This window comes from Nocardioides sp. HDW12B (assembly GCF_011299595.1).
In the GTDB taxonomy this organism is placed as follows: Bacteria; Actinomycetota; Actinomycetes; order Propionibacteriales; family Nocardioidaceae; genus Marmoricola_A.
Genome location: NZ_CP049867.1, coordinates 3,767,107 through 3,791,225, shown reverse-complemented (window position 1 = coordinate 3,791,225; position 24,119 = coordinate 3,767,107). Strand labels below are relative to the sequence as shown.

At 74.1% G+C, this 24,119-nt stretch carries 21 protein-coding genes; 11 read left to right on the top strand and 10 right to left on the bottom strand.

Annotated elements, in window-relative coordinates; all coding sequences use genetic code 11:
* Positions 1-7: 7 nt before the first annotated feature.
* The 3 genes from G7072_RS17735 to G7072_RS17725 all read right to left on the bottom strand — a co-directional run bounded on the left by G7072_RS17735 (position 8) and on the right by G7072_RS17725 (position 3,419).
* The gene (locus G7072_RS17735) at positions 8-1,300 is read right to left on the bottom strand and encodes a DUF6596 domain-containing protein (RefSeq protein WP_166088725.1); all 1,293 of its coding nucleotides are present in this window, start codon (positions 1,298-1,300) and stop codon (positions 8-10) included.
* Between the two features lie 86 nt (positions 1,301-1,386).
* Complete coding sequence (locus G7072_RS17730) at positions 1,387-1,773, bottom strand: YciI family protein (RefSeq protein WP_166088722.1); 387 nt, start codon at positions 1,771-1,773, stop codon at positions 1,387-1,389.
* A gap of 224 nt (positions 1,774-1,997) precedes the next feature.
* Positions 1,998-3,419 (bottom strand): CCA tRNA nucleotidyltransferase, encoded by a 1,422-nt coding sequence (locus tag G7072_RS17725; RefSeq protein WP_166090380.1) that lies wholly within the window; start codon positions 3,417-3,419, stop codon positions 1,998-2,000.
* A 196-nt stretch (positions 3,420-3,615) separates the two neighbouring features.
* On the opposite strand from G7072_RS17725, the gene G7072_RS17720 reads away from it, so the two are divergent.
* The 8 genes from G7072_RS17720 (at position 3,616) to G7072_RS17685 (ending at position 14,051) form a co-directional block, all read left to right on the top strand.
* Positions 3,616-6,042: a DUF6049 family protein gene (locus tag G7072_RS17720; protein ID WP_166088720.1), complete on the top strand. Its 2,427-nt coding sequence runs from the start codon at positions 3,616-3,618 to the stop codon at positions 6,040-6,042.
* On the top strand, positions 6,039-7,724 hold the full coding sequence (murJ, locus tag G7072_RS17715) for a murein biosynthesis integral membrane protein MurJ (protein WP_240917030.1): 1,686 nt from the start codon (positions 6,039-6,041) through the stop codon (positions 7,722-7,724). The genes G7072_RS17720 and murJ overlap by 4 nt, the downstream gene beginning before the upstream one ends.
* A gap of 152 nt (positions 7,725-7,876) precedes the next feature.
* Positions 7,877-9,778, top strand: coding sequence for a protein kinase (locus G7072_RS17710; RefSeq protein ID WP_166088718.1), 1,902 nt, complete (start codon positions 7,877-7,879; stop codon positions 9,776-9,778).
* A gap of 1 nt (position 9,779) precedes the next feature.
* The gene (gene sigM / locus G7072_RS17705) at positions 9,780-10,484 is read left to right on the top strand and encodes an RNA polymerase sigma factor SigM (RefSeq protein WP_166088715.1); all 705 of its coding nucleotides are present in this window, start codon (positions 9,780-9,782) and stop codon (positions 10,482-10,484) included.
* Positions 10,477-11,322: a hypothetical protein gene (locus tag G7072_RS17700; RefSeq protein WP_166088713.1), complete on the top strand. Its 846-nt coding sequence runs from the start codon at positions 10,477-10,479 to the stop codon at positions 11,320-11,322. Before sigM ends, G7072_RS17700 begins: the two co-directional genes overlap by 8 nt.
* Before the next feature lie 90 nt (positions 11,323-11,412).
* Positions 11,413-12,405, top strand: coding sequence for a thioredoxin-disulfide reductase (gene trxB, locus G7072_RS17695; protein ID WP_166088711.1), 993 nt, complete (start codon positions 11,413-11,415; stop codon positions 12,403-12,405).
* Positions 12,406-12,538: 133 nt separating this feature from the next.
* A complete protein-coding gene (trxA, locus tag G7072_RS17690; protein WP_166090376.1) occupies positions 12,539-12,856 on the top strand; it encodes a thioredoxin in 318 nt (105 codons plus the stop codon).
* Between the two features lie 4 nt (positions 12,857-12,860).
* Positions 12,861-14,051 (top strand): peptidoglycan-binding protein, encoded by a 1,191-nt coding sequence (locus tag G7072_RS17685; RefSeq protein WP_166088709.1) that lies wholly within the window; start codon positions 12,861-12,863, stop codon positions 14,049-14,051.
* Here the strand turns inward: G7072_RS17685 and G7072_RS17680 are convergent.
* Complete coding sequence (locus G7072_RS17680) at positions 13,961-14,743, bottom strand: GNAT family N-acetyltransferase (protein WP_166088706.1); 783 nt, start codon at positions 14,741-14,743, stop codon at positions 13,961-13,963. The genes G7072_RS17685 and G7072_RS17680 overlap by 91 nt on opposite strands.
* A gap of 57 nt (positions 14,744-14,800) precedes the next feature.
* Between G7072_RS17680 and G7072_RS17675 the strand changes: the two genes are divergently transcribed.
* The 3 genes from G7072_RS17675 to G7072_RS17665 all read left to right on the top strand — a co-directional run bounded on the left by G7072_RS17675 (position 14,801) and on the right by G7072_RS17665 (position 17,938).
* On the top strand, positions 14,801-16,120 hold the full coding sequence (locus G7072_RS17675) for a PLP-dependent aminotransferase family protein (protein ID WP_166088704.1): 1,320 nt from the start codon (positions 14,801-14,803) through the stop codon (positions 16,118-16,120).
* Between the two features lie 69 nt (positions 16,121-16,189).
* A complete protein-coding gene (locus G7072_RS17670) occupies positions 16,190-17,146 on the top strand; it encodes a D-alanine--D-alanine ligase (RefSeq protein WP_166088702.1) in 957 nt (318 codons plus the stop codon).
* A 9-nt stretch (positions 17,147-17,155) separates the two neighbouring features.
* On the top strand, positions 17,156-17,938 hold the full coding sequence (locus tag G7072_RS17665) for a lysophospholipid acyltransferase family protein (protein ID WP_166088700.1): 783 nt from the start codon (positions 17,156-17,158) through the stop codon (positions 17,936-17,938).
* Positions 17,939-17,959: 21 nt separating this feature from the next.
* Here the strand turns inward: G7072_RS17665 and G7072_RS19865 are convergent, their stop codons facing one another.
* The 6 genes from G7072_RS19865 to G7072_RS17635 all read right to left on the bottom strand — a co-directional run bounded on the left by G7072_RS19865 (position 17,960) and on the right by G7072_RS17635 (position 23,867).
* Positions 17,960-18,847 carry an Abi-alpha family protein gene (locus G7072_RS19865; protein WP_206063193.1) on the bottom strand — a complete coding sequence of 296 codons (888 nt, stop codon included), beginning with the start codon at positions 18,845-18,847 and terminating at the stop codon, positions 17,960-17,962.
* Positions 18,844-20,148 (bottom strand): hypothetical protein, encoded by a 1,305-nt coding sequence (locus G7072_RS17655; RefSeq protein WP_206063192.1) that lies wholly within the window; start codon positions 20,146-20,148, stop codon positions 18,844-18,846. Before G7072_RS17655 ends, G7072_RS19865 begins: the two co-directional genes overlap by 4 nt.
* 202 nt (positions 20,149-20,350) lie before the next feature.
* Positions 20,351-21,394, bottom strand: a complete 1,044-nt coding sequence (locus G7072_RS17650; RefSeq protein ID WP_166088698.1) for a ParB/RepB/Spo0J family partition protein — start codon at positions 21,392-21,394, stop codon at positions 20,351-20,353.
* Positions 21,391-22,278, bottom strand: coding sequence for an AAA family ATPase (locus G7072_RS17645; RefSeq protein ID WP_346766234.1), 888 nt, complete (start codon positions 22,276-22,278; stop codon positions 21,391-21,393). The genes G7072_RS17650 and G7072_RS17645 overlap by 4 nt, the downstream gene beginning before the upstream one ends.
* A gap of 495 nt (positions 22,279-22,773) precedes the next feature.
* The gene (gene rsmG, locus G7072_RS17640) at positions 22,774-23,433 is read right to left on the bottom strand and encodes a 16S rRNA (guanine(527)-N(7))-methyltransferase RsmG (protein WP_166088696.1); all 660 of its coding nucleotides are present in this window, start codon (positions 23,431-23,433) and stop codon (positions 22,774-22,776) included.
* Entirely contained in the window at positions 23,433-23,867 is a 435-nt protein-coding gene (locus G7072_RS17635; RefSeq protein ID WP_240917305.1) for a R3H domain-containing nucleic acid-binding protein, read from the bottom strand. The genes rsmG and G7072_RS17635 overlap by 1 nt, the downstream gene beginning before the upstream one ends.
* Positions 23,868-24,119 lie beyond the last annotated feature (252 nt).

The following is a 24,119-nucleotide window of genomic DNA, read 5'->3' as shown; positions in this document are numbered from 1 at the left end:
CGCCAGCCTAGGGTCCGGCTCCGCCACGACGCAGGCAGAAACGGCGCACCGCCTCGCTGCCGGCGAGCTCCGCCAGCGTGCGGTAGTGCTCGCCCGCCTCCTCGCGGCGCCCGGTGCGCCAGAGCAGGTCCGCCAGGGCGAAGCCCGCGTCCCGACGGGCGTACGCCGGTCCGGTGGCGGCCAGGCGGGCGAGCGCGGTCCCCACCGCCTCGGCCGACGCGGGGTCGGCGTACGACTGCGCCACGAGGCGGGCGGCCTCGACCGCGGGCGAGGGCCAGACCCGGCCGAGGGCGTCGTACAGGGCGAGGATGCGCGGCCAGTCGGTGGAGGCGACGTCGGGGGCCGTGGTGTGCAGCCCGGATATCGCGGCCTCGAGCGCGAAGCGACCGGTGCCGTGGCGGGCGGCGACGGCCGCGTCGCGCAGTCCGGCCCGCACCAGCCGGTCGTCCCACCGCGTGCGGTCGACCTCGTCGAGGGTGAGGGCGACGCCGTCGGCGTCGACCCGGCCCGGGCGGCGGCCGAGGCCGAGCAGCACGAGCGCCCGCAGGCCCCGCACCTCCGGGTCGTCCGGGGAGAGGCGCACGAGCGCGTCGGCGAGCGAGAGCGCCTGGCCGCCGAGGTCGCTCGCGGCGTCCACCGGGGCGAAGCCGTCGCGGTGGGCGACGGTGAACATCCCGGCGACGCAGGCCAGGACGACCGGCAGCCGCGCCCGCCGGTCCTCCGCACCCGGCACGGCGAAGCCGGTGCGGGCCTGGGCCAGCCCCTTCTTCGCCCGGGTGAGCCGGGCGGCGGCGGCCGTCTCCGCGATGCCGAGGTGGACCGCGATCTCGCGGACGCCGAGCCCGCACACGACCCGCAGCGCCAGCACCATCTGCGCGCCCGGGGCCAGGGCGTCGTCGCAGGCGACGAACAGCAGGGCCACCCGGTCGTCGAGGTCCTCGGCCAGGTCGTCGGGGTCCACGTCGGTCTCCGCGGGGTCGCGAGGGGTGTGGCGGGAGCCCGCCGCGACCGCGGACCCCGGCGGAGGCTCGACCGCGACCCGGTCGGTGCGGGCGAGGTCGGCGGCGAGCCGGCCGAAGGTGTCGCGGCGGCGGACGTCGTCGAGGAGGGCGCGCCGCCCGACCTGGACGGCCCAGGCGGCGAGGTCGTCGATCCTCCCGCCGTCGGCGTCGTGGCGCACCGCGCGCGCCATCGCCTCGGCGGCGTGCTCCTCGGCCAGGTCCAGGCTGCCGCACCACCCGGCCAGCGTCCGCACGACGCGGGGCCAGGCGGCGCGGAACTCCTCCTCGGTCGGGCTCACGCCCCCATCGTGACGCCTGGTGCGGCGCCCGGGGTGGATCCGGTCCTGGGTCCCGGTGGTGGGGCCGGCGGTGGGCCGGGTTGGCCTCAGCCCTCGTCCATCGGCAGCACCTTGCGCCACTCGATGACGTTCCCGCTCGGGACCAGGGCCGCGACGGAGCGGGCCTGCTCCTCGCTGTCGACCTCCACGAGGTAGAAGCCGGTGATGAGCTCGCTGGTGTCGGCGTACGGGCTGTCGCTGAAGATCGCGTCCGAGCCGTCGCCGCCGGCACCGGTCACCACCCCGCCGTACGACGCGTTGTGGAGCACGTGGCCCCCGACGATGCGGGCCCCCAGCTTCTCCACCGCCTCGGCGAAGGCGCCGTGCTCGGCCATCGAGGCCGCGTTCTCCTCCGACATCGCCTCGGGCCCGGCGAGCATGGAGTCGGAGTCCCAGTCCTTCTCGCGGATCAGGTAGCAGTAGGTGTCGCTCATGGTGGAGTCCTCTCGTCGGGCCACCGCCGGTGGCCGGGATGGGTCGGGGCGTCCTCGCCCCACCACTGTGACGAACAGCTCCCCCATTTCTCGACAAGGGCCCCGTGCCGGTTTCACTGGGTACCTAGTGATTCCGGCGCTTCCCGAGTGAAGTTTCGTTCGGGAAGCGCCAGTTTCACTAGGTACCCAGTGAAACCGACACCCCCCTGGCCCGCCTGGTGGGGTCAGGGGCGGGCGGCCCACCACTCGCGCAGGGCGGCCTCGGCGGCCTCGGGGGCCATCGGGCCGTGGTCCATCCGCAGCTCGAGGAGGAAGCGGTAGGCCTCGCCGACGGCGCGGCCGGGGCCGACGCCGAGGATCTCCATGATCTGGTTGCCGTCGAGGTCGGGCCGGATCGACTCCAGCTCCTCCTGCTCGGCCAGCCGCGCGATCCGCGCCTCGAGGTCGTCGTAGGTGCGCCGCAGCCGCTCGGCCTTGCGCCGGTTGCGGGTGGTGCAGTCGGCGCGGGTCAGCACGTGCAGCCGCTCGAGCTGGTCGCCGGCGTCGCGGACGTAGCGACGCACGGCCGCGTCGGTCCACTCGCCGTCGCCGTACCCGTGGAAGCGCAGGTGGAGCTCGACCAGCCGGCACACGGCGTCGGTGGTGTCGTTGGAGAAGCGCAGCGCCTTCATCCGCTTGCGCGTCATCTTCGCCCCGACCACGTCGTGGTGGTGGAACGTCACCGTCCCGTCGCCCTGGAACCGCCGGGTGCGCGGCTTGCCGACGTCGTGCATCAGCGAGGCGAAGCGGGCCACGAAGTCCGGGCCCTCCCCCGGCAGCCGGTCCTCGAGGTCGATCGCCTGCTCCAGCACCGTCAGCGTGTGCTCGTAGACGTCCTTGTGCCGGTGGTGCTCGTCGCGCTCCAGAGCGAGCGCCGGCAGCTCCGGCAGCACGCGCGCGGCCAGGCCGGTCTCGACGAGCAGGGCGAGGCCGCGGCGCGGGTACGTCGCGCAGACCAGCTTCACCAGCTCGTCGCGGACCCGCTCGGCCGAGATGATCTCGATCCGCTCGGCCATCGCGGTCATGGCCGCCACGACCTCCGGGGCCACCGCGAAGCCGAGCTGGGCGGCGAAGCGGGCGGCCCGCATCATCCGCAGCGGGTCGTCGGAGAACGAGTCCTCGGGCGTGCCCGGGGTCCGCACGACCTGGTGGGCCAGGTCGACGATGCCGCCGAACGGGTCGGCGAACTCGCGCTGGGGCAGCCGCAGCGCCATCGCGTTGACGGTGAAGTCGCGCCGGCCGAGGTCGCCCTCGAGGGTGTCGCCGTAGGCGACGGTGGGCTTGCGGGAGTCGGCGTCGTAGGCCTCGGAGCGGTACGTCGTGATCTCGATCGTCCACGCGCCCTTGCGGCAGCCGATGGTGCCGAACTCCTTGCCGATGTCCCAGACCGCGTCCGCCCAGCCCGCCACGAGCCGCTCCACGGCGTCGGGCCGCGCCGAGGTGGTGAGGTCCAGGTCGGAGGTGAGGCGGCCCAGGAGGGCGTCGCGCACGGTGCCCCCGACCAGGGCGATCTCCTCGCCGGCGTCGGTGAACAGCCGACCCAGGTCGGTCAGGACCGGCCCGATCCGGTCGAGCTCGCGCTCGGCCCGCTCCTGGACCTCGACCATCGACAGCGGCTCGCCCGCCGGGCGGCTCGCCGACGCACCTGCCGGCGCACCTGCCGACGCTCCTGCCGACGCACCGTCGGGAGAGGGCTCGTGGGGGGTCGTCGAGGGGTCGGGCACGGGACACCACTGTAGAGACACCGACGGGCGGGACCCACGGCGTCCCCCGACGGCGGGGACCGGCGACTAGCCTGACCGGGTGAGTGCTGCGGACCCGAGACGACGGTGGACCGTCCTCGGGGCCGGGTGTCTCCTGGCGCTGGTGGCCGGGACCTGCCCGAGCGCGTCGGCGTCCCCGGAGGTCCTGCGGGCCGGGGACACCGAGGCGGCCGGGGCGCTGCACCCCGAGGCGCTGCCCGACGCCGAGCCTCCGTCGAGCGGCAACCGCGCCACACCCGCCCTGGCGCGGACCCCCGCCCGCGCGGAGCCCGACGAGCCCGAGTCGCCGCTGCGCGTGGCCATCGACCGGCTGCGACCGGCCGTGGTCCCCACCGAGGGTGACCTGGTGGTCACCGGGAGCGTCACCAACGTCTCCGAGTCGACGTGGGTCGACAACAAGGTCTACCTGCTCACCTCCACCGACCCGATGACGACCGAGGACGAGATCGACGTCGCCGTCGCCTCCGACCCGAACATCGAGATCGGGGACCGGCTCGTCGCCCCCGGCCTGTTCCAGCTCGTCCCCGACCTGGCCCCCGGCGACTCCACCCGCTTCCGCCTCGTCGTCCCGGCCCGCCGGCTGATGGTCTCGGGGGCGCCGGGCGTCTACTGGCTCGGCGTCCACGTGCTCGGCACCGACGAGACCGGCCGCATCGAGGGCGCCGACGGACGCGCCCGCACCCTGCTGCCGCTCGTGCCGGACCGGGCCTCGACCCGGCTGGCCCTGGGCATGCCGTTCCGGCGGCACGTCGTGCGCGAGGCCGACGGCACGCTGCTCTACGACCAGCTCTGGGCCGCGCAGCTGCGCTCCGGCCGCCTGGAGCGGGTGCGTGCCTTCGCCGCCAGCGCCCTGCCCGACGCCGCCGAGGACTCGACCGACCCGCCACGCCGCCCGCGCCGCGACGGAGCCGGGTCGCGCACCGCGGCCGGCTCCGCCCGGGAGGCCCGCGACGGCGACACGGCCGCGGGCCGGGGCGCCGTCGCGGACAACGCCCCCGACGGCTGGCCGCTGACCTGGCTGGTCGACGGCGCCCTCCTCGACGCCGCCGACTCGCTGAGCGCCGGCAACCCGGCGATCGACCTCGCCTCGGACGGCTCCAACGAGGTCACCGCGCCCGACGACGAGCCCAGCGAGGAGGAGACCGCCGCCCGCGCGGCCGAGGACGACCCGGCGGCCAAGGCCGCCACGCGCTGGGTCGACCGGTTCGTCGCCGACGCCCGGCGCACGAGCGTGCTCGCCCTGCCGTACGGCGACCTCGACGTCAGCGCGACCGCCGACGGCACCCGGGGGCCGGAGATCGTCTCGATCGCCCTCAACCAGAGCCAGTCCGTGCTGTCGGCCCGGGGCGTGTCCTCGGCGCCGGTCGTGGCCCCGCCGTCCGGCTACCTCTCGCCGGAGGGGCTGGGCGTGCTCGACCCCGACCTGCGGGTGGTGCTCGGGCGGGCGGCGATCCCCGAGGAGCTCGAGGACCCCGACGACCCCACGGTCTTCGCGGCCCCGCGCGGCGGCGCGCTGACGACCACCCCCTCCGACGAGGGCATCTGGGGCCCCGGGCCCGGTCGCAGCCACAGCGCGCTCGCCGTACGCCAGCGGCTGCTCGCCGAGGCCGCCGTCCACGCCCTGTCCGACGACGCCACCGAGCCGCTGGTCACGGTCCTGCCCGCCCTGTGGGACCCGGGCCGCGACTGGGAGCGCTCGGAGTTCTTCGACGCCCTCGCCGCCCAGCCGTGGCTCGACGGCGTGTCCCTGAGCTCCGTGGTCGACCCGGCCGCCGTCGGCTCGGTCACCGTCCGCGGCGACGACCTCGTCTACCCCGACGAGGAGGTGCTGGAGGAGGTGCCGGCCTACGCCGTGGCCGCGAGCTCGGCGCTCGTGGACCGCAGCCTGACCCTGCAGGACCTGCTCACCGACGACGCCGGGCTGGGCGAGCGGGTCGACCGCCAGGCCCTGCTGACCTCGTCGGTCTGGAGCCGCACGTTCCCCGGCGTGGCCACCCAGCGCGCCCGCGACGCGGTGGAACGGGTCGACGACTGGCTCGGCGGCGTCACCATCCGTGGCCCCTCGTTCATCACGATGTCGAGCGAGAGCGGGACCTTCCAGGTCACGCTGGTCAACGGCCTCGACCAGGCGGTCACGGTCGGGCTGTCGGCCACCGTGCGCGGCGGTCCGCTGCGGCTCACCACCCCCGACCCGGTGGACCTGCCGCCGGGCGGGCGGCGCCCCATGCGCATCGAGGCCGACGCCACCGACATCGGCGTGCACCAGGTGACGCTGCAGCCGGTCAGCCAGACCGGCCGCGCGCTGGGCGAGACCTCCACCCTCAGCGTGCGCAGCAGCAAGGTCGGCATGATCCTGTGGTTCATCATGGCCGGCGGCGGGGTCGCGCTCTTCGGGGCGATCACCGTCCGCACGGTGCGACGCCTGCTGGCGCGACGACGGCGGCGTACGGCGGGGGCGACCGCGTGACCCAGCGCGACACCAGCGTGCTCTCCTCGAGCGCGGTCATGGCCGCGGGCACCACGGTCTCCCGGCTCAGCGGCTTCGTCCGCTCCACCCTGCTCGCCGCGGCGCTCGGCACCCAGCTGCACGCGGACGTCTTCACGATCGCCAACACCGTGCCGAACATGCTCTACATCCTGCTGGCCGGCGGGGTGTTCAACGCCGTGCTGGTGCCGCAGCTGGTGCGGGCCATGAAGCACGACCCCGACGGCGGCGAGGCCTACACCAACCGCATCATCACGCTGGCCGCGCTGTTCCTGGCCGGCACCACCGCGCTGCTGGTGCTCGCCGCGCCCTGGGTGATGCGGCTCTACCTCGACGACGCCTACTTCACCGCCGGCTTCACCGAGCAGCGCGAGTCGGTCATCGCCTTCGCGCGGCTGTGCCTGCCGCAGGTCTTCTTCTACGGCATGTTCGTGCTGGTCGGCCAGGTGCTCAACTCCCGCGACCGCTTCGGGCCGATGATGTGGGCGCCGATCGCCAACAACGTCATCGCCGTGCTCGTCCTGGTCGTCTACCTCGTGCAGTTCGGCGCCGCGAGCGGTGACGGGCTGACCGGCGGCTACTCCTCGGGCCAGGAGCTGCTGCTCGGCCTCGGCTCGACGGCCGGCATCGCCGTGCAGCTGCTGATCCTGCTGCCCTACCTGCGCGCCGCCGGGTTCCGCTTCCGTCCGCGCTTCGACTTCCGCGGCACCGGCCTGGGCCACACGTTCCGGCTGGGCGCGTGGACGCTCGGCTTCGTGCTGGTCAACCAGATCGCCTACACGGTCGTGGTCCGGCTCGCCTCCGGCGGCACCGCCGGGTCGGGCGACGGGGGCGCGGGGGCGGCCGGGGCGGCGGAGGCCACCGGCTACACCGTCTACTCCGGGTCGTTCCTGCTGGCGATGGTGCCGCACTCCATCGCCACCGTCTCGCTGGCCACCGCCGTGCTGCCCCGGCTGTCGCGCCTGGCCGCGGACACCGACCTGCGCGGCTTGGCGGGGCAGGTCGCGTCCACCGCGCGCACCGCGCTCGCGCTCATCGTGCCGTTCGCGCTGATCCTGCCCGCCATCTCGCTGCCGCTGGCCGACCTCGTCTTCGGCTACGGCGCCGCCTCGGAGACCTACGAGGGCTTCGCGACCACGCTCGTGGCCTTCGGGCCCGGCCTGGTCTTCTTCACCCTCCACTACCTGACGCTGCGCGGGTTCTACGCCCTCGAGCGCACCCGCACCGTCTTCCAGGTCCAGTGCGTGATCGCCGTCGTCAACGTCGTGCTCGCGCTGCTGGTGGTCGGCGCGGTCTCGCCCCGGCTGACCGCGCCGGGCCTCGCGCTCGCCTACGGCGGGGCGTACGCCGTGGGGGCGGTCACCTCGACCCTCGTGCTGCGGCGCGTCCTGGGGTCGCTGGAGATTCCCGAGCTGGTCCGCTTCGGGGTCCGCATCCTGCTGGCGGCCGGGGTCGCCGGGGCGGCGGCGTACGGCTGGCGCAGCCTGGTCGACACCCTGCTCGACCCCGGGGGCGCGGGCGTCGAGGGCAAGCTCACCTCGCTGCTGGTGCTCGGCACCACCGGCCTGGTCGACCTGGTGGTGCTGCTGGTGGTGGCGCGGGCGCTGCGGATCACGGAGATCTCCGAGGTGACGTCCCTCGTCACGAGCCGGCTGCGACGCTGAGTTCCACCGGGCGGGGCCGACCCGCCTACCATGGAGGTCGACCAGCGCCGCCGGTCGCACGAGACGCCGGGGACGGCGTGGATGCGCCGGTGTCACGGGAGACACGACCCGGGGCCGGGGAGCCACCGGGACCGGGGAGGGAGCAGGACGGCATGAGCCAGGGAGGGCAGGACGCCTGGGGTCCCGGGAGCATCGTCGCCTCCCGGTTCCGCCTCGAGGACCTGCTGGACGAGCGCTCCGGCGCCCGCTTCTGGCGCGCCACCGACCTGACGCTCGCCCGCAACGTCGCCATCCACGTCATCGCCGCCCAGGACCGGCGTGCCTCGGCCGTGCTCACGGCCGCCCGCACCTCCGCGACCGTGAGCGAGCCCCGGCTGCTCCGGGTGCTCGACGCCGTGCAGGAGGACGACGTGGTGCACGTGGTCCACGAGTGGGGCTCCGGGATGTCGCTGGACCGCATGGTCGCCGAGGAGCCGCTCGCCCCGCGCCGCGCCGCCTGGCTGGTGCGCGAGGTGGCCCAGACCATCGCCGCCACCCACGCCCAGGGGGTGGCCCACGGACGCCTGCTGCCCGAGAACGTCCTCGTGTCCGACGCCGGGTCGGTCAAGCTCATCGGCTTCGTCGTCGACGCGGTCCTCTACGGCCGGCTGTCGCCCGAGGACCTGACCGGCGACCTCGAGGGCGTGCACCTGAGCGACCACGAGAACGACGTGCGCAACCTCGGGGCGCTGCTCTACACCGCGCTCGTGGGCCGCTGGCCCGGCCGCCCCGCCTCGGTGGTGCCCGACGCCCCCCTCGACCACGGCCAGGTCTGCCGGCCCCGCCAGGTGCGGGCCGGGGTGCCGCGCGAGCTCGACACGCTGTGCCGCCGGCTGCTGCGGGTCCAGGAGAACCCCTCGGTCGTCGTCACCGCCTCCTCGGTGGCCGAGGCCCTCAGCCGCTACCTCGGCGAGGGCGGCCCCCACGCCGTCACCAACGTCTCCGCCGCCACCGCGTTCCTGGCGCCCGACGCCCTCACCGGGCCCGGCGGCACCAACCGCCCCGAGGACGACAGCCTCGGCTCCCACGACCTCCTGCCCACCCAGGCGTCCGGCGCGCCGTTCGCGGACCCGGAGGCGACCCAGGCCTCGCCCCAGCCGCGCTGGGACCTCGACGACACCGGGGCCGGCCCGGCCGGCCGGGGTGCCCCGGCCGCCGACCCCGAGGCGACCCAGGCGGCTCCCTCCGCGTCACCGCGGAGGGCTGGGCCGGCTCCCGGGGCCGGGCACGACGCCGACCCGAGCGGACGGACGCAGGTGGTGCCGGTCCCCGACCGCGCCACGCCGCCGCGCGACCCCCGGCTGGGGATGGGCGCGGGCGCGGTGCCGCAGGACTGGGGCCCCGACGCCGACGACACGGGGTCGCTCCCGGTGCTGCGCGAGGCTCCCGAGCGCCCGGGCTCGAGCTGGATGCGCCTGGGCGCCGCGCTGGCGGGGCTGCTCCTGCTCGTCCTCACCCTCGTGGTGGTGGCCAACCTCGGCGGCCCCGACCTCGTGCCGGGCGGCGAGCCCTCCGACGAGCCCACGCCGGAGGCGTCGGCCGAGCCGGACCCGCCCCAGCCGGTGCCCGTCGCGTCCATCTCCGACTTCGACCCCGAGCAGGACGGCGGCACCCCCGAGGAGAACCCCGAGCTGCTGCCGCTGGCCGTCGACGGGCGCCCCGGGACCGTCTGGGAGACCGAGACCTACTTCGACGGGCCGGCGCTGCCGCCGTACAAGTCGGGGGTCGGGCTGCTGCTCGACCTCGGGCAGGAGACCGAGGTCACCGACGTCGTCGCCCAGCTGCCCGGCGCGGGCTACTCGGTGCAGCTGCTCGCGGCCGGCGAGGGCGCCGGCGCCCCCACCACGGCGACGGGGCTGGACCGGGTGGCGACGCAGACCGGCGTCGGCGGCCGGGTCGTGCTCGCCCCCGACTCCCCGGTCACCACTCGCTACCTCGTGCTCTGGCTGACGGCGCTCCCGAGTGTCGACGGCGGCTACCAGGGCCAGGTGGCCGAGGTCGTCGTACGGTCGTGACGTGACCGAGCCGACCGGGCCCCGCGACCTGGCCGCGAGCGACGACCGCGCCCTGCTGGCCGCCCACGTGGCCGGTGACCCCGAGGCGTTCGGCGTGCTCTTCGCCCGGCACCGCGACCGGCTCTGGGCGGTGGCGCTGCGCACCACCGGCAACCGCGAGGACGCCGCGGACGCGCTGCAGGACGCACTCATGGCGGCCTTCCGGCGGGCGGGGAGCTACCGCGGCGACGCGGCTGTCACCACCTGGCTCCACCGGGTCGTGGTCAACGCCTGCCTCGACCGGCACCGGCGCCAGGCCGTCCGGCGCACCGAGGCGCTGCCGGAGACCGAGCGGGTCACCGATGTCCCGGACCCCGGGCCCGGCACGGGCGTGCTCCGGCCCCGCAGCGACGGCGACCCCGAGGCCGTGGCCGAGCGGTCCGAGCAGCAGCGGGTGGTGCACGCCGCCCTGGCCGCCCTCCCCGTCGAGCAACGGGCCGCCCTGGTGCTGGTCGACATGCAGGGCCTCGGGGTCGGCGAGGCCGCGGAGGTGCTCGGCGTCGCCGTCGGGACGGTCAAGAGCCGGTGCTCGCGAGGGCGTCACCGGCTGGCCGAGCTGCTCGCCGACCTGGCCCCGGGGTCGGCCGGCGGGAACCGCGACGGTCCCGCGCGCGTCCCATCCAGGACCGACGAGACCCCGGCAGGAGGTGTGACCAGCGATGAGTGAGGACCGACCCGGCTCCGGCGTGCCCGCGGGAGGGCTCTCCGAGGAGGAGGTCGCCCGCCTGCTGGGCGCTGCCGGGCCCGTCGAGCCGACCCCGCCGGACGTGGTGTCTCGCCTGGACGCCGTCCTGGCCGACCTGGTCGCGGCGCGGACCGCCGACGGTGCCGCGACCCCGGCGGTGTCCCTCGACGCGGAGCGGGCCCGGCGTCGCCGCACCTGGGGCGCTCGGCTGCTCGTCGCGGCCACCGTGCTGGGCGTCGCCGGGGTCGGCCTGAGCGTGGTGGACGACCTGACCGGCGGGTCCGGCTCCGACAGCGCGGCCGCCGGGGACGCCGGCGGAGCGCAGGCGGAGTCGAGCGAGGAGAGCGCCGCCACCGAGTCCGGCGCGGGCAGCGACCAAGGGCAGGCGCGCCGCGACGCCGGCGGGTCCGGAGGCTCGGGTGCGGCTGATGACTCCGGTGACGCCGACGCGCTCGACCAGCCCGGCCGGGTCTCCGAGTCCGCCCGCGCGCCCCGGCTGCCCCGGCTGCTGCGCATCTCCGACGACGCCGATCTCCGCGCCGCCGTCCGCGGCACCGCCGCCGGCGACCTCGCCGCCCTCGCCGACCGCGGCTCCCTCGACTACCTGACGGGCGACGAGGCCCCGGGAGCCGCCAACCGGGCCGGCGCGGACCGTTGCGTGACCCCGGGGGGCCCCGGTCGACGCACCTTGGTGAGCTACCGGGGCGACCCCGCCACCCTCGTCGTACGCCGGACGGGTGACCGCCTCGACGGGCGGGTCTACGACTGCGAGCTGGGGTTGCTGCTGGACGGGGTCGAGATCGGTCCCGCGGGGGAATAGTCGCCACCTAGGATCGGTTGTGCCGACGGCCCCGCCGCGCGTGATCACGACGGGCCGGATCCACCCAGCAACCGCGAGCGAAGGACATCCATGACCTCCGAGACCGAAGTCCACGACGTCATCATCATCGGGTCGGGACCCTCGGGCTACACCGCCGCGATCTACGCGGCGCGCGCCAACCTGAAGCCCCTCGTCTTCGAGGGCGCGGTCACCGCCGGCGGCGCCCTGATGAACACCACCGAGGTGGAGAACTTCCCCGGCTTCCAGGACGGCATCATGGGCCCGGCGCTGATGGACGAGATGCGCGCGCAGGCCGAGCGCTTCGGCGCCGTCTTCGTCACCGACGACGTCACCGAGGTCTCCCTGACCGGCGAGGTCAAGGAGGTCACCGACGGCGACGGCACCCGCTACCGGGCGCGGACGGTCGTCCTGGCCACCGGCTCGGGCTACCGCAAGCTCGGCATCGCCGACGAGGAGCGGCTCTCGGGCCACGGCGTCTCGTGGTGCGCGACCTGCGACGGGTTCTTCTTCCGCGACCAGGAGATCGCGGTCGTCGGCGGTGGCGACTCGGCCATCGAGGAGGCGACCTTCCTCACGCGCTTCGCCAAGAAGGTCTACCTGATCCACCGCCGCGACGAGCTGCGCGCCTCCAAGATCATGCAGGAGCGGGCTTTCGCCGACGAGAAGCTCGAGATGGTGTGGAACAGCACCGTCACCTCGCTGCACGGCCAGGACAAGCTGAGCGCCGTCACGCTGAGCGACACCGTCACCGGCGAGACCCGTGAGCTGCCGGTCACCGGGCTGTTCATCGCCATCGGCCACGACCCGCGCTCGGAGCTGCTGGCCGGCCAGGTGGACCTCGACGACGAGGGCTACGTGCTGGTCCAGCACCCGTCGACGCGCACCAACATCGAGGGCGTCTTCGCCTGCGGCGACCTCGTCGACCACGAGTACCGCCAGGCCATCACCGCCGCCGGCACCGGCTGCTCGGCCGCGCTCGACGCCGAGCGCCACCTCGCCGACCTCGACCACGCCGCCAAGCAGGCCGGCGTCGGGGTGGGCCGCGAGCCCGCCAACGTCTGAGCCGCCCGCGCGCACCCGGCGCCGGGAACAATCCGTCGCCGCCGTGGTGTTGACTCAGCACGCACGAACCAGCACGACCCCCCGCACCGATCCCGCACGACCCACGAACGGAAGGACCTGATCCGTGGCCGAGATGAAGAAAGTCACCGACGCCGACTTCGAGGCGGAGGTCCTCAAGTCCGACAAGCCCGTGCTGGTCGACTTCTGGGCCGAGTGGTGCGGTCCGTGCCGCCAGGTCGCCCCGATCCTCGCCGAGATCAGCGCCGAGCACGGCGACAAGGTCGAGATCGTGAAGATGAACGTCGACGAGAACCCGGTCGTGCCCGCGCAGTACCGCGTCTCCGGCATCCCGACGATGAACCTCTACCACAACGGTGAGGTCGTCAAGCAGATCGTGGGGGCGCGCCCGAAGGCCGCGATCCTCAAGGAGCTCGCCGACTTCATCGGCTGAGCCGATGAGCGACGTCCCCGCCCCGAGCCGCACCTCCGTGGTGTTCCGGCTCGGGGACCGGGCGCCCGAGGTCGCGGAGCTGAAGCACCGTCTGGTCGCCCTCGACCAGCTGCCGGCCGCCGACCTCGGCGACCCCGAGGCGTACGACGACGCGCTCGAGCGCGCCGTGCGTGCCTTCCAGCAGCGCCGGGGCCTCAACGCCGACGGCGTCGTGGGCCGCTCCACCTTCCGGGCGCTGGAGGAGGCGCACTGGCGCCTCGGCGACCGGGTGCTGGTCCACCTGCCCGGCACCGTGCAGACCGGTGACGACGTCATCGCGCTGCAGCGCCAGCTGCTCGAGCTCGGCTTCAAGACCGGCCGTGTCGACGGCCGCTTCGGCTCCGTGACCGAGCGCGCGGTGCGCGAGTTCCAGCACAACATCGGCGTCCCCGCCGACGGCACCTGCGGTCCGGCCACCCTCAAGGCGCTGACGCGGCTGGCGCCGCGGGTCTCGGGCGGGCGCCCCAACGCGCTGCGCGCCGAGGAGCGGATCCGCACCGCCGGGCCGCGGCTGAGCGGCAAGGTCGTCGTGATCGACCCCTCCGCCGGCGAGACCGCCGACGGCCGCTCCGCGCAGGACCGCGAGCGGCGGGCCCAAGCCCACGAGGCCAGCAGCGACCTCGCCCGCCGCGTCGAGGGCCGCCTGCTCGCGACCGGGGTGCAAGCGTTCCTGTCGGTGCCGCACGCCGGCGTCGAGGAGGACGAGGGCGTCCGGGCCGCCTTCGCCAACCGGGCCGACGCCCACCTCTGCGTCTCGTTGCTGGTCGACCCGGCCGCCGAGCCCGCCGACCGCGGCGTGTCGACGTACTTCTTCGGGATGGAGGCGCACGGGCTGCGCTCCTGGGTCGGCGAGCGCTTCGCCGGGCTGGTGCAGCGCGAGATCGTGGCCCGCACCGCGCTGCCCGACCTCCGCACGCACGCCCGGTCGTGGGACCTGCTGCGCCAGACCAAGATGCCGACCGTGTGCGTCGAGGTCGGCTACGACGCCGCGTCCGTGGCGTCGGGGCGCGACGAGCACCTGCGCGACACCGTGGCCGAGGCCGTGGTCATCGCCGTGCAGCGGCTCTACCTGGACCCGGACTCCGACCACCACACGGGCGTGCTGCGCATCGCCGACCTCCGCGCACTGCGCCACGCGTCCCCCGACGGCGGCTGAGCCGACCGCCCGACGCGGCTCGCCCCCCGGCTCGTCTCACGGCTCACCCCACGGCTCGAGGCCCGGGGTACCGGGGCGGGCACCGGCGGCCGCACCGCGCCCAGCAGCCGCTCCCAGGCGAGCTCGACCTCCTCGCGCCAGCTCACCACCGACTTGAGGTCCAGCCGCAGGCGCGGGTGCCGCACGTGACCGCGGGCGGTGCGGAAACCGACGCGCTGGAGGAACTCGACCGGCAGGCAGCAGGCGTCCGCGTCGGGCGAGACGCCCGGCTCGCGGCCGAAGCACTCCACGGCGCGGTAGCCGCCCCGCTGCAGCACGTCCTTGACGGCCAGCTGCATGAGCAGCCGGCCCAGGCCGCCGCCGGCGTGCTCCTCGGCGACGAAGGCGCTGGCGATCTGCACCGCGTCCTCCGCGACCGGCGCCGTCGGCATCACCACGGTCCCCGGCAGGAACGCGGGCGGGGCGTAGACGACCACGCCCGCGACCGCGTCGTCGATCCACACCACGCGGCCGCACGATCCCCACTCCAGCAGCACGCGGGAGAGCCAGGCGGCCTTCTCCTCGGCCGCGGTGCCCTCACGCTCGGCCCGCGCCCGCTCGACCGGGTCGAGCTCCCAGGCCACGCAGGTCCTCACCTCGTCGGGCAGGGCGGCGAGCGAGTCCACGGTGAGACGTGCGACGCGTCGCGACACGGCACCTCCTCGGGTGTGGATACTGGGATGGTAGTCAGCCGCCAGGAGTTCGCACCCATGTCAGTCCCGCCGCCCGAGCTGCCCGCTCGCAGCAGCACCCGTCTCGACAGCTACGTCGACCGGTACGCCGCCCGCACCAAGGGCATGACGGCCTCGGAGATCCGCGCGCTGTTCTCGGTCGCCAGCCGGCCCGAGGTGGTGAGCCTCGCCGGGGGCATGCCGAACATCTCCGGCCTCCCGCTCGACGTCGTCGGCGGCGCGATCAGCGACCTCGTCGCCGACCACGGGGCCACCGCCATGCAGTACGGCTCCGGCCAGGGCGACCCGGTGCTGCGCGAGCAGATCTGCGACGTGATGCGGCTCGAGGGCATCGAGGCCCACCCCGACGACGTCGTGGTCACCGTCGGCTCCCAGCAGGCCGTCGACCTGGTGACGCGGATCTTCTGCGACCCCGGCGACGTCGTCATCTGCGAGGCCCCGTCGTACGTCGGCGCGCTCGGCGTCTTCCGCGCCTACGAGTGCGACGTGGTCCACGTCGAGATGGACGCCGACGGCATGGTGCCCGAGGCGCTGCGCCAGGCCATCGCCCACGTGCAGGCAGCCGGCCGGACCATCAAGTTCGTCTACACGATCCCGAACTTCCACAACCCCGCCGGCGTGACGCTCAGCGCCGAGCGACGCACCGAGATCCTCCAGATCTGTCGCGAGGCCGACGTGCTCGTGCTCGAGGACAACCCCTACGGCCTGCTCGGCTTCGAGGGCGAGCCGATCCGCGCGATGCGGGCCGACGAGGCGGAGGGCGTGATCTACCTCGGGTCGTTCTCCAAGACCTTCGCCCCCGGGTTCCGGGTGGGGTGGGCGCTGGCGCCCCACGCCGTGCGGGAGAAGCTGGTGCTGGCCCAGGAGTCGGCCACGCTGTGCCCCCCGTCGTTCAGCCAGATGGCGGTGTCGGCGTACCTGCGCACCCACGACTGGCAGGGCCAGGTCAAGCAGTTCCGTGAGATGTACCGCGACCGGCGCGACGCGATGATCGAGGCCCTCGACGACCTGATGCCGGCCACCGCCCGGTGGAACGTCCCGGCCGGCGGCTTCTACGTCTGGCTCACGCTGCCCGACGGCCTCGACGCCAAGGCGATGCTGCCCCGCGCCGTCACCGCCCGCGTCGCCTACGTCCCGGGCACCGCCTTCTTCGCCGACGGCTTCGGGGCGCAGTCGATGCGGCTGTCCTACTGCTACCCCACGCCGGAGCGCATCCGGGAGGGTGTGCGCCGCCTCGTGGGGGTCATCGAGGACGAGCTCGAGCTCCGCCAGACCTTCGGCACCGTCGCCGACGTCGTGGCGCGGGGCTACGAGGGTCCCCAGTCCGACCTGACGTGAGCCCCTGTCCGTCCGGGACCCACCCGGGTCCCGTCCCCGCTGTCCCCGTCCGACCCGGAGGTCGTCCTTGTGAGTGAGCGCGTGCTGGTCCTGGCCGGAGGCCTCTCCCACGAGCGCGACGTCTCGCTGCGCTCGGGTCGCCGGGTCGCGGAGGCCCTGCGCGACCACGGGCACGACGTCGAGGTCAGCGACGTCGGCTCCGGCCTGCTCGAGCGGCTCCAGCAGGACCGGCCGACCTGCGTCGTGCCCCTGCTGCACGGCGAGTCCGGGGAGGACGGCGCCCTGCGCGAGGTCCTCGAGCTGCTCGCGCTGCCCTACGTGGGCTCGCGGCCCAGCGCGTGCCGCCTCGCCTTCGACAAGCCGGTGGCCAAGACGCTGGTCGGTCGGGCCGGGGTCCGGACGCCGGCGAGCGTCACCCTGCCGGCCGAGGCGTTCCGCGAGCTCGGCGCCTCCGCGGTCATGGCCGCGATGGTCGAGACCGTCGGGTTGCCGATGATGGTCAAGCCCGCCCGCGGCGGCTCCGCCCTCGGCTGCAGCCTGGTCACCGAGGCCGCGCAGCTGCCCGGCGCCATGGTCCACGCCTTCTCGTACGGCGACACCGCCCTCGTCGAGGCGTTCGTCGTCGGGTCCGAGGTGGCCGTGCCGGTCGTCGAGACCGACGCCGGCCCCGAGGCCCTGCCGGTCGTGGGGATCCGGCCCGACGGCGGCGTCTACGACTACACGGCCCGCTACACCGCCGGCTCGACCGCGTTCGACGTACCGGCCGACCTGTCGGACGAGGTCATCGACGCGTGCCGCACGGTCGCGCTGACGGCGCACCGCACCCTCGGGCTGCGTGACCTCTCCCGCTCCGACCTCATGGTCGACGCCGACGGGCAGGTGTGGTTCCTCGAGGTCAACGTCGCGCCCGGCCTGACCGAGACCTCGACGGTGCCGCTGGCCGTCGACGCCGCCGGGGAGGACCTCGGCGCGGTCATGGCGCGCCTCGTGGGGAGAGCGGTCGCCCGCGCGGCTACGGGCCAGTAGCCTGTCCCGGTGACCGACCTGACGTACTACTCGATCATCGGAGCGGCGCGGACCTGGTTCAAGGCCATGGACTTCCGCTTCCAGATCACCGGCGAGGAGCACATCCCCGCCGACGCGGGCGCGGTCCTGGCGATCAACCACGTCTCCTACGTCGACTTCATCATGGCCGGCCTCGGCCCGCGCTCGGTGAACCGGCTGACCCGGTTCATGGCCAAGCGGGAGACCTTCGACCACCCGGTGACCGGGCCGATCATGCGCAACTGCAAGCACATCAGCGTCGACCGCGCCGACGGCCAGGCGTCGTACGACGAGGCGGTGCGCTACCTGCGCGACGGCGAGCTGGTCGGTGTGTTCCCCGAGGCGACGATCTCGCGGAGCTTCCTGATCAAGGAGCTCAAGACCGGCGCCGTGCGGATGGCCGAGGACGCCGACGTGCCGCTGATCCCCCTGATCCTGTGGGGCACCCAGCGCATCATGACCAAGGACCACCCGCGCGACCTCTCACGGCACAAGACGATCTCGATCACGATCGGCGAGCCGTTCCGTCCCGAGGGCGAGACCGCGGTCGAGAAGACCAAGGTCCTCCACGAGCACATGTCCGCCATGCTCGACAAGGCGATCCGCGAGTACCCGCCCGAGGAGCAGCCGCCGGGCTCCTGGTGGCTGCCCGAGTCCTACGGCGGCTCGGCCCCGACGCCCGAGCGCGCCAAGGAGCTCGACCGCGAGGAGCTCAAGCGCCGCGCGGAGAAGCGCCGCGCCAAGGCCGAGGCCGCCCGCGCCAAGAAGGCCTAGCCTCGCGCGACGTCTCGCGGGTCAGTCCTGGGCGGGGTTGGCGTGCTTGGGCACCTCGGCGAGCTCCTCGGTCGACAGGTGCAGGCCCAGGCCCTCGCGGCAGAAGTCCTCGCCGAAGGGTGTCAGGTGCAGGCTGCGGCGCACGCACTTGGCGCGCTTGACCGACTCCATGGCCTCGATGACGTCGGGCTGGGCCTCGAGCACCTGGTAGTCCATCGGGTCGGTCACCAGCTCGGGTGAGAACCAGATCAGCCCGAGCCGCTCCAGGTTGTGCAGGTAGGACGGCACCCGGTCGACGTACCGGCAGCCCGCGTGCGCGCCGATCATGTTGAGCTGGGGGGCGACCAGTGTCGACGACACGGCGCCGATGAGGCCGCCGGTGCGGACGTCGACCGCCGCCTGCGGTCCGCGCCGCAGCAGCAGCAGCAGGATCCGGCCCTCGTCCGGCGCAAGCTCCTCGATGATCCGGGCGTAGGCGGGGTGGCCGTGGTCGTCGGCCCACACGTCGCGCGAGCGGTGCAGCAGGTCGCGGCCCGCCGCGTGCAGGGGGTTCTCGGGCTCCGGGTCCGGCTGTGCCGGCGGCTGGCTCGGGGTCACGTTGTCCAGGGTCTCGGCCACGACGCGGACCACCGGGTTGCCGGCCGCGGCCGCGCGGACGTCGTCGAGCCGGTCCCCCACCATCGCGCGCGTCACGGCGCCGGCGGCGTAGCGCACGTCCTCGGCCAGCTCCCAGGCGTGGTCGGGGTGGAGGGCGACGTCGACGACGCGTCGCGTCGCCGACAGACCGGTGTACGCCGCCCACGCGCCGACCCGGAACCCGGAGACGGTGACGACCTTGGCGAGCCCGACGACGTCGCGGGCTCCGAAGCCGTCGGGCTCCCCCGCGGGGGCGCGCCTCTCCAGGCTCACAGGAACTTGTCCGAGCTGAAGATGAGGACGTGCAGGAGTCCGCCGCCGAACCCCATCACCGCCCCGTGCGCGTAGAGCATCCACTCATCCTCCTTGATCGCGGCACGCAGCATCTCCACGAAATCCTGGGAGGGGAGCTCGCGGGTGCGCTTCTCGAACAGCAGGCGGATCTTCTCGCTCTGGCGCGCCGAGAAACTGGGGTCCTTGAAGGGCTCGATGGTGTGGGCGGCCGAGTCGTGGGCCACCTGGTCGCGGATCGCGTCGAACTCCCGTGTGCCGACCGCCACCCGCAGCGCCCCGCGCACCGGGCCGGCGGCCCGGTCGATCGCCGGGCCCATCGCCTCCTCCAGCATCTGGTGGGTGCGGTCGCCGCGCGGACCGTAGAGCAGGAAGTCCCCGATGTTCTCGAGCGTGATGACGTCGTCGGCGATGATCTTGGCGTAGATCGAGGCCACCTCGTCCTGGCGGCGCAGGAAGAGGCCGTGGACCTTGATGCCGAGGATCCGCCTCTCCTCGACCGGCGAGAAGATCAGCGCCATCCCGAGCAGGTTGGTGATCCAGCCGACGATGACCCCGAGGAACGGCAGCGTCCACCACAGGTGGAAGAACACGTCGATGATCGCGACCGGGATGCCGAGCAGGAAGCCGAAGACGAACCCGACGCGCACCATGAGCTTGAGCTCGCGCTCGCCGACGTCGTAGAAGATCTTGTTGACCAGGGCCGGGTTCTTGCGGAAGTGCTCGATGACCATGATCTTCGGGTCGAGGAGCTGGTCGATGTGCTCACCGATCTCGTCGGTGATCTCCTCGACGATGTTGGGCAGCTGCTGCTTGACCCGCTGGATGATCGCGTCCTTGAGCCGCGGCGGCAGGCTCTTCCACAGCTGCGGGTGCTGGCGCAGCATGACGCCCTCGACGATCTCGGGCACCTTCGGCTCCATGATCGAGACGATGTGCTCGCCGATGACCGGCGGGTCGAGGTGCTGGTAGAACTCCTGCGGCGTGCCGATCTTGGCGATCGCCTTGTCGACGGCGATGCTGCCCATCTTCGCCGCACGGGCCGGCACGATCCCCTGCCAGCCCAGCCGTCCGTAGAGCAGTCCCGGGATCTCCTGCAGCTTGTGCGGCAGCAGGCGGGCCACCTCGGCCAGGCCGGGCACGCGTACGCCGTACAGCCGGACGGGCTTGAAGAGCATGATCAGACCGGTCCAGTTGATCAACCAGCCGACCGTGCCGGTGAAGATCGGGATCGTCCAGAAAATGACCCATTCGTTCTCGAAGAAAGTCGAGATCCCGTCCACCGGCCGAGCCTAGCCACAATCGCCTGCTCCCGAGGCCGATGGCGTCAGGTTGTGACGACCGGCACGCCGACCGAGGTCAACGCGCCGGTTTCACGTGAAGCGGACGTCGACCGGTCGACTGAGTGACTCATCGACCTATCGATGTGTCAGTGAAGCGACGAATCAATGTGTCGTCAGGTCGCTTTGTCGACAAAGCGACTTGTTACTCCGTGTGCCCGGCTCCCCGGGGGTCCATCGTGGCCACGATGCGCTCGAGGTCGGCCAGCGAGGCGAACTCGATGGTGATGCGCCCCTTGCGCTGCCCCAGGTCGACCTTGACCCGCGTCTCGTAGAGGTCCGAGAGCCGCTGGGCGACCTCGGCCGCGTGCGGTGCCACCGGCTTGGCCCGACGGACCCGGGGCGCGGCGTCGCCGCCGTACTCCCCCACCGCCACGATCTCCTCGAGCGCGCGGACGGAGATGCCCTCGGCCACGACCCGCTCGGCGAGCCGGTCCTGCAGGGTCGCCTCCGGGACCGAGACCAGCGTGCGTGCGTGGCCGGCCGACAGCACACCGGCGGCGACGCGACGCTGGACGGCCGGCGACAGCTTGAGCAGGCGCAGCGTGTTGCTGATCTGGGGTCGGCTGCGGCCGATCCGGCGGGAGAGCTCCTCCTGGGTGCACCCGAAGTCGTCGAGGAGCTGCTGGTAGGCGGCTGCCTCCTCGAGCGGGTTGAGCTGGGCCCGGTGCAGGTTCTCGAGCAGGGCGTCGCGCAGCAGGTCGTCGTCAGTGGTGTCGCGCACGATCGCCGGGATCGTGGTGAGGCCCGCACGCTGGGTCGCGCGCCAGCGCCGCTCCCCCATGATCAGCTCGTAGCCGCCGCCGACCGCGGGACGCACCACGACCGGCTGCAGCAGGCCCACCTCGGTGATCGAGTCGACGAGCTCGGTGAGGGCCTCCTCGTCGAAGACCTCGCGCGGCTGGCGCGGGTTGGGCCGGATGTCGGTGACCGACAGCTCGGCGAAGTGGGCGCCGGCCACCGGTGCGGGGCCGGTCTCGACGGCGTCGGAGGCGGTCGCCTCACCCTCGGCGGCCGGAGGGTCGATGCGACCGATCCAGTCCGTCGGGGTGGCCTGGCGCGGCGGTGCCGTCTCCCCCGGCGCCAGGGTCGCGGTCGTGGTGCCCCCGGTGTCCTCGTCGTTCACCGGTGCGGTGGGGATCAGGGAGCCGAGCCCTCGTCCCAGTCCCCGACGCTGGTTGGTGCTCATGCGGTGCCTCCCTGGCTGCCGGCCGCCACGACGTGGGGCTCCGTTTCCTTCTTCTCCACCTGCTGGGCCAGCTCACGAGCGGCCTCGCGGTAGCTCAGCGCACCCGACGACGCCGGGTCGTAGGTCATCACGGTCTGGGCGTAGCTGGGGGCCTCGGAGACCCGCACGGCCCGGGGGATCGCGGTGCTGAGCACCCGGTCACCGAAGTGGCCGCGCACCTCGTCGGCCACGGCCGCGGAGAGCCGGGTGCGGCCGTCGTACATCGTCAGCAGCACGGTGCTGATGCGCAGCCGGGGGTTGAGGTTCGCCCGGACGAGCTCGACGGTCTCCAGCAGCTGGCCGACGCCCTCGAGCGCGTAGTACTCCGCCTGGATCGGCAGCAGCAGCTCCTCCGCGGCGACGAGCGCGTTGAGCGTCAGCAGCCCCAGGGAGGGCGGGCAGTCGATGAGGACGTAGTCGAAGCGGTCCTCCCCGTCCCCGGAGACCCGGTCCCAGCCCAGGATCGCCTTACGCAGGCGGTTCTCCCGGGCAACGACGCTGACCAGCTCGATCTCGGCGCCGGCCAGGTCGATCGTGGCCGGCACGACCATCAGTCCGGGCAGCTCCTCGCAGGGCTGGGCCACCTCGGACAATGGGACGCCGTCCACGAGGGCGTCGTACGTCGAGAGCGTGCCGCGCGTGTGCTCGACCGCCAGGGCTGTCGAGGCGTTCCCCTGGGGGTCGAGGTCGATGACGAGCACCCGCAGGCCGCCCTGGGCGAGCCCGGCGGCGAGGTTCACCGCGGTCGTGGTCTTGCCCACGCCGCCCTTCTGGTTCGCGACGACCATGACCCGCGCGCGGTCCGGCCGGGGGAGGCTCTCGCGCTGCAGCAGGCCCCGACGCAGCTGGAGCTGCTTCTGCACGGCTGCCGCGAGGGGAGTGGACTCGGACACGATCTCCTCCGGCGCCGCCTGGGCCGGGATCGAGGCCGTTTCACGGGAAACGGTGGGGTCCGGAGCCACCGGGGCGTCGTCCGTCGCGCTGACAGCGCCCGGGGCGCCGGAGGCGGTCCCGCCGTCGGAGTCGTCGGTCGTTCCACGTGAAACACCGGTCGTGGACGGGGACGGAGCGGGCGCGCCGACGAGCCCGGACGGCGCTGCCGAGCCCGAGGGAGCGGGTGTCGGCGGGGGAGTGGAGCGCAGGGAGTGGCGCGGGGCGACCGCCGGAGCGGCCGGCCAGCCGAGACGCGAACGACCCAGCTCCTTCATCTTCTGCGGCCACCCGAGCCCTCGCTGGACGCCTGGTTGAGCGGTCGGGCGTCGCACTGACACGGTGGGTGCCTCCTCGTCGTGGCCGGGCGGAGCGGCCCCGGAGGGACCGCGTCGCGCTGTCGGCCCAACCTAACGAGACGCCGGACGCGCTTCCACTCGCACCACCGTGACCGGTGAAGAAAGCCAGTCCTTTTCGACCAGGAGCACCTCGGGGGTGCCGCACCGCAGCCGGTGCAGCGCCGGTCGCGCCGCCTCGATCTCGTCCGGGGCGCTGCGCCCCTTGAGGGCCAGCACCTCGCCCGCGGGGGTGCACAACGGCAGCGACCAGCGCAGCAGCTTGTCGAGCGCGGCGACGGCGCGGGAGGTCACCACGTCGAACGTGCCCTGGCCGGGGACCTCCTCGGCGCGCCCGCGCGCCACCGCGACCTGGTCGCCGAGGCCGAGGTCGGCGACCACCTCCTCCAGGAAGGTCGTCCGGCGCAGCAGGGGCTCGATGAGGGTCACCTGCAGGTCGGGGCGGGCGATCGCGAGCACGAGGCCCGGCAGGCCGGCACCGCTGCCCACGTCCGCCACCCGGCGGTCCGGCGCCACCACCGCCGCCAGGGCCGCGCAGTTGAGGACGTGGCGGTCCCACAGGCGAGGCAGCTCACGGGGGCCGATCAGGCCGCGCTCGATGCCCGGGCCGGCGAGCCAGTCGGCGTACGCCTCGATCAGGGGGGTGCGGGCATGGAAAACCCCCGCGACCGAGGGCGGCGGCGGGGGCGTTCCACGTGAAACAGGGTCGTTCATCAGGCCTCGGCGGGCCGGACGACGACGTGGCGACGCGGCTCGACGCCGTCGGAGTCGGAGGCCAGTCCGGCCTCGGCGACGACGTCGTGGACGACCTTGCGCTCGAACGAGTTCATCGGCTCCAGGGCCTTCGGCTCGCCGGACGCCTGCACCTCGGCGACCGCGGCCCGCGCCACCTCCTGCAGCTCCGTACGACGCTGGGCGCGGTGCCCGCCGATGTCCAGCATCAGCCGGGACCGGTCGCCGGTCTCGCGCAGCACCGCCAGACGGGTCAGCTCCTGGAGCGCGTCGAGGACCTCGCCGCGCTCGCCCACGAGACGGCCCAGGTCGCCGCCGACGATCGACACCGAGGCGCGGCCGTTCTCGACGTCCATGTCCAGGTCGCCGTCGAAGTCGGCGATGTCGAGGAGCTCCTCGAGGTAGTCGGCGGCGATGTCGCCCTCGCGCTCGAGCTGCTCGACCTTGCTGCTGGTCGCCGCCGGGGCGTCGGTCTCGGTGGCCTCGGTGGCCTCGTCCGAGCCGGCGGTCTCGACGGAGTCGTCGCTCTCCACGCCGTCGTCGACGACGTCGTCGGTCTGGGTGGTGGTCTGGTCACTCACGGGGGTGCTCCTCAACGTTGGCGCTGCCGCGGGGGCAGCGGGTGGTCGCCCGGCGGCCGGGCGGGGGAGCGGGTGGTGCTGCTCCCG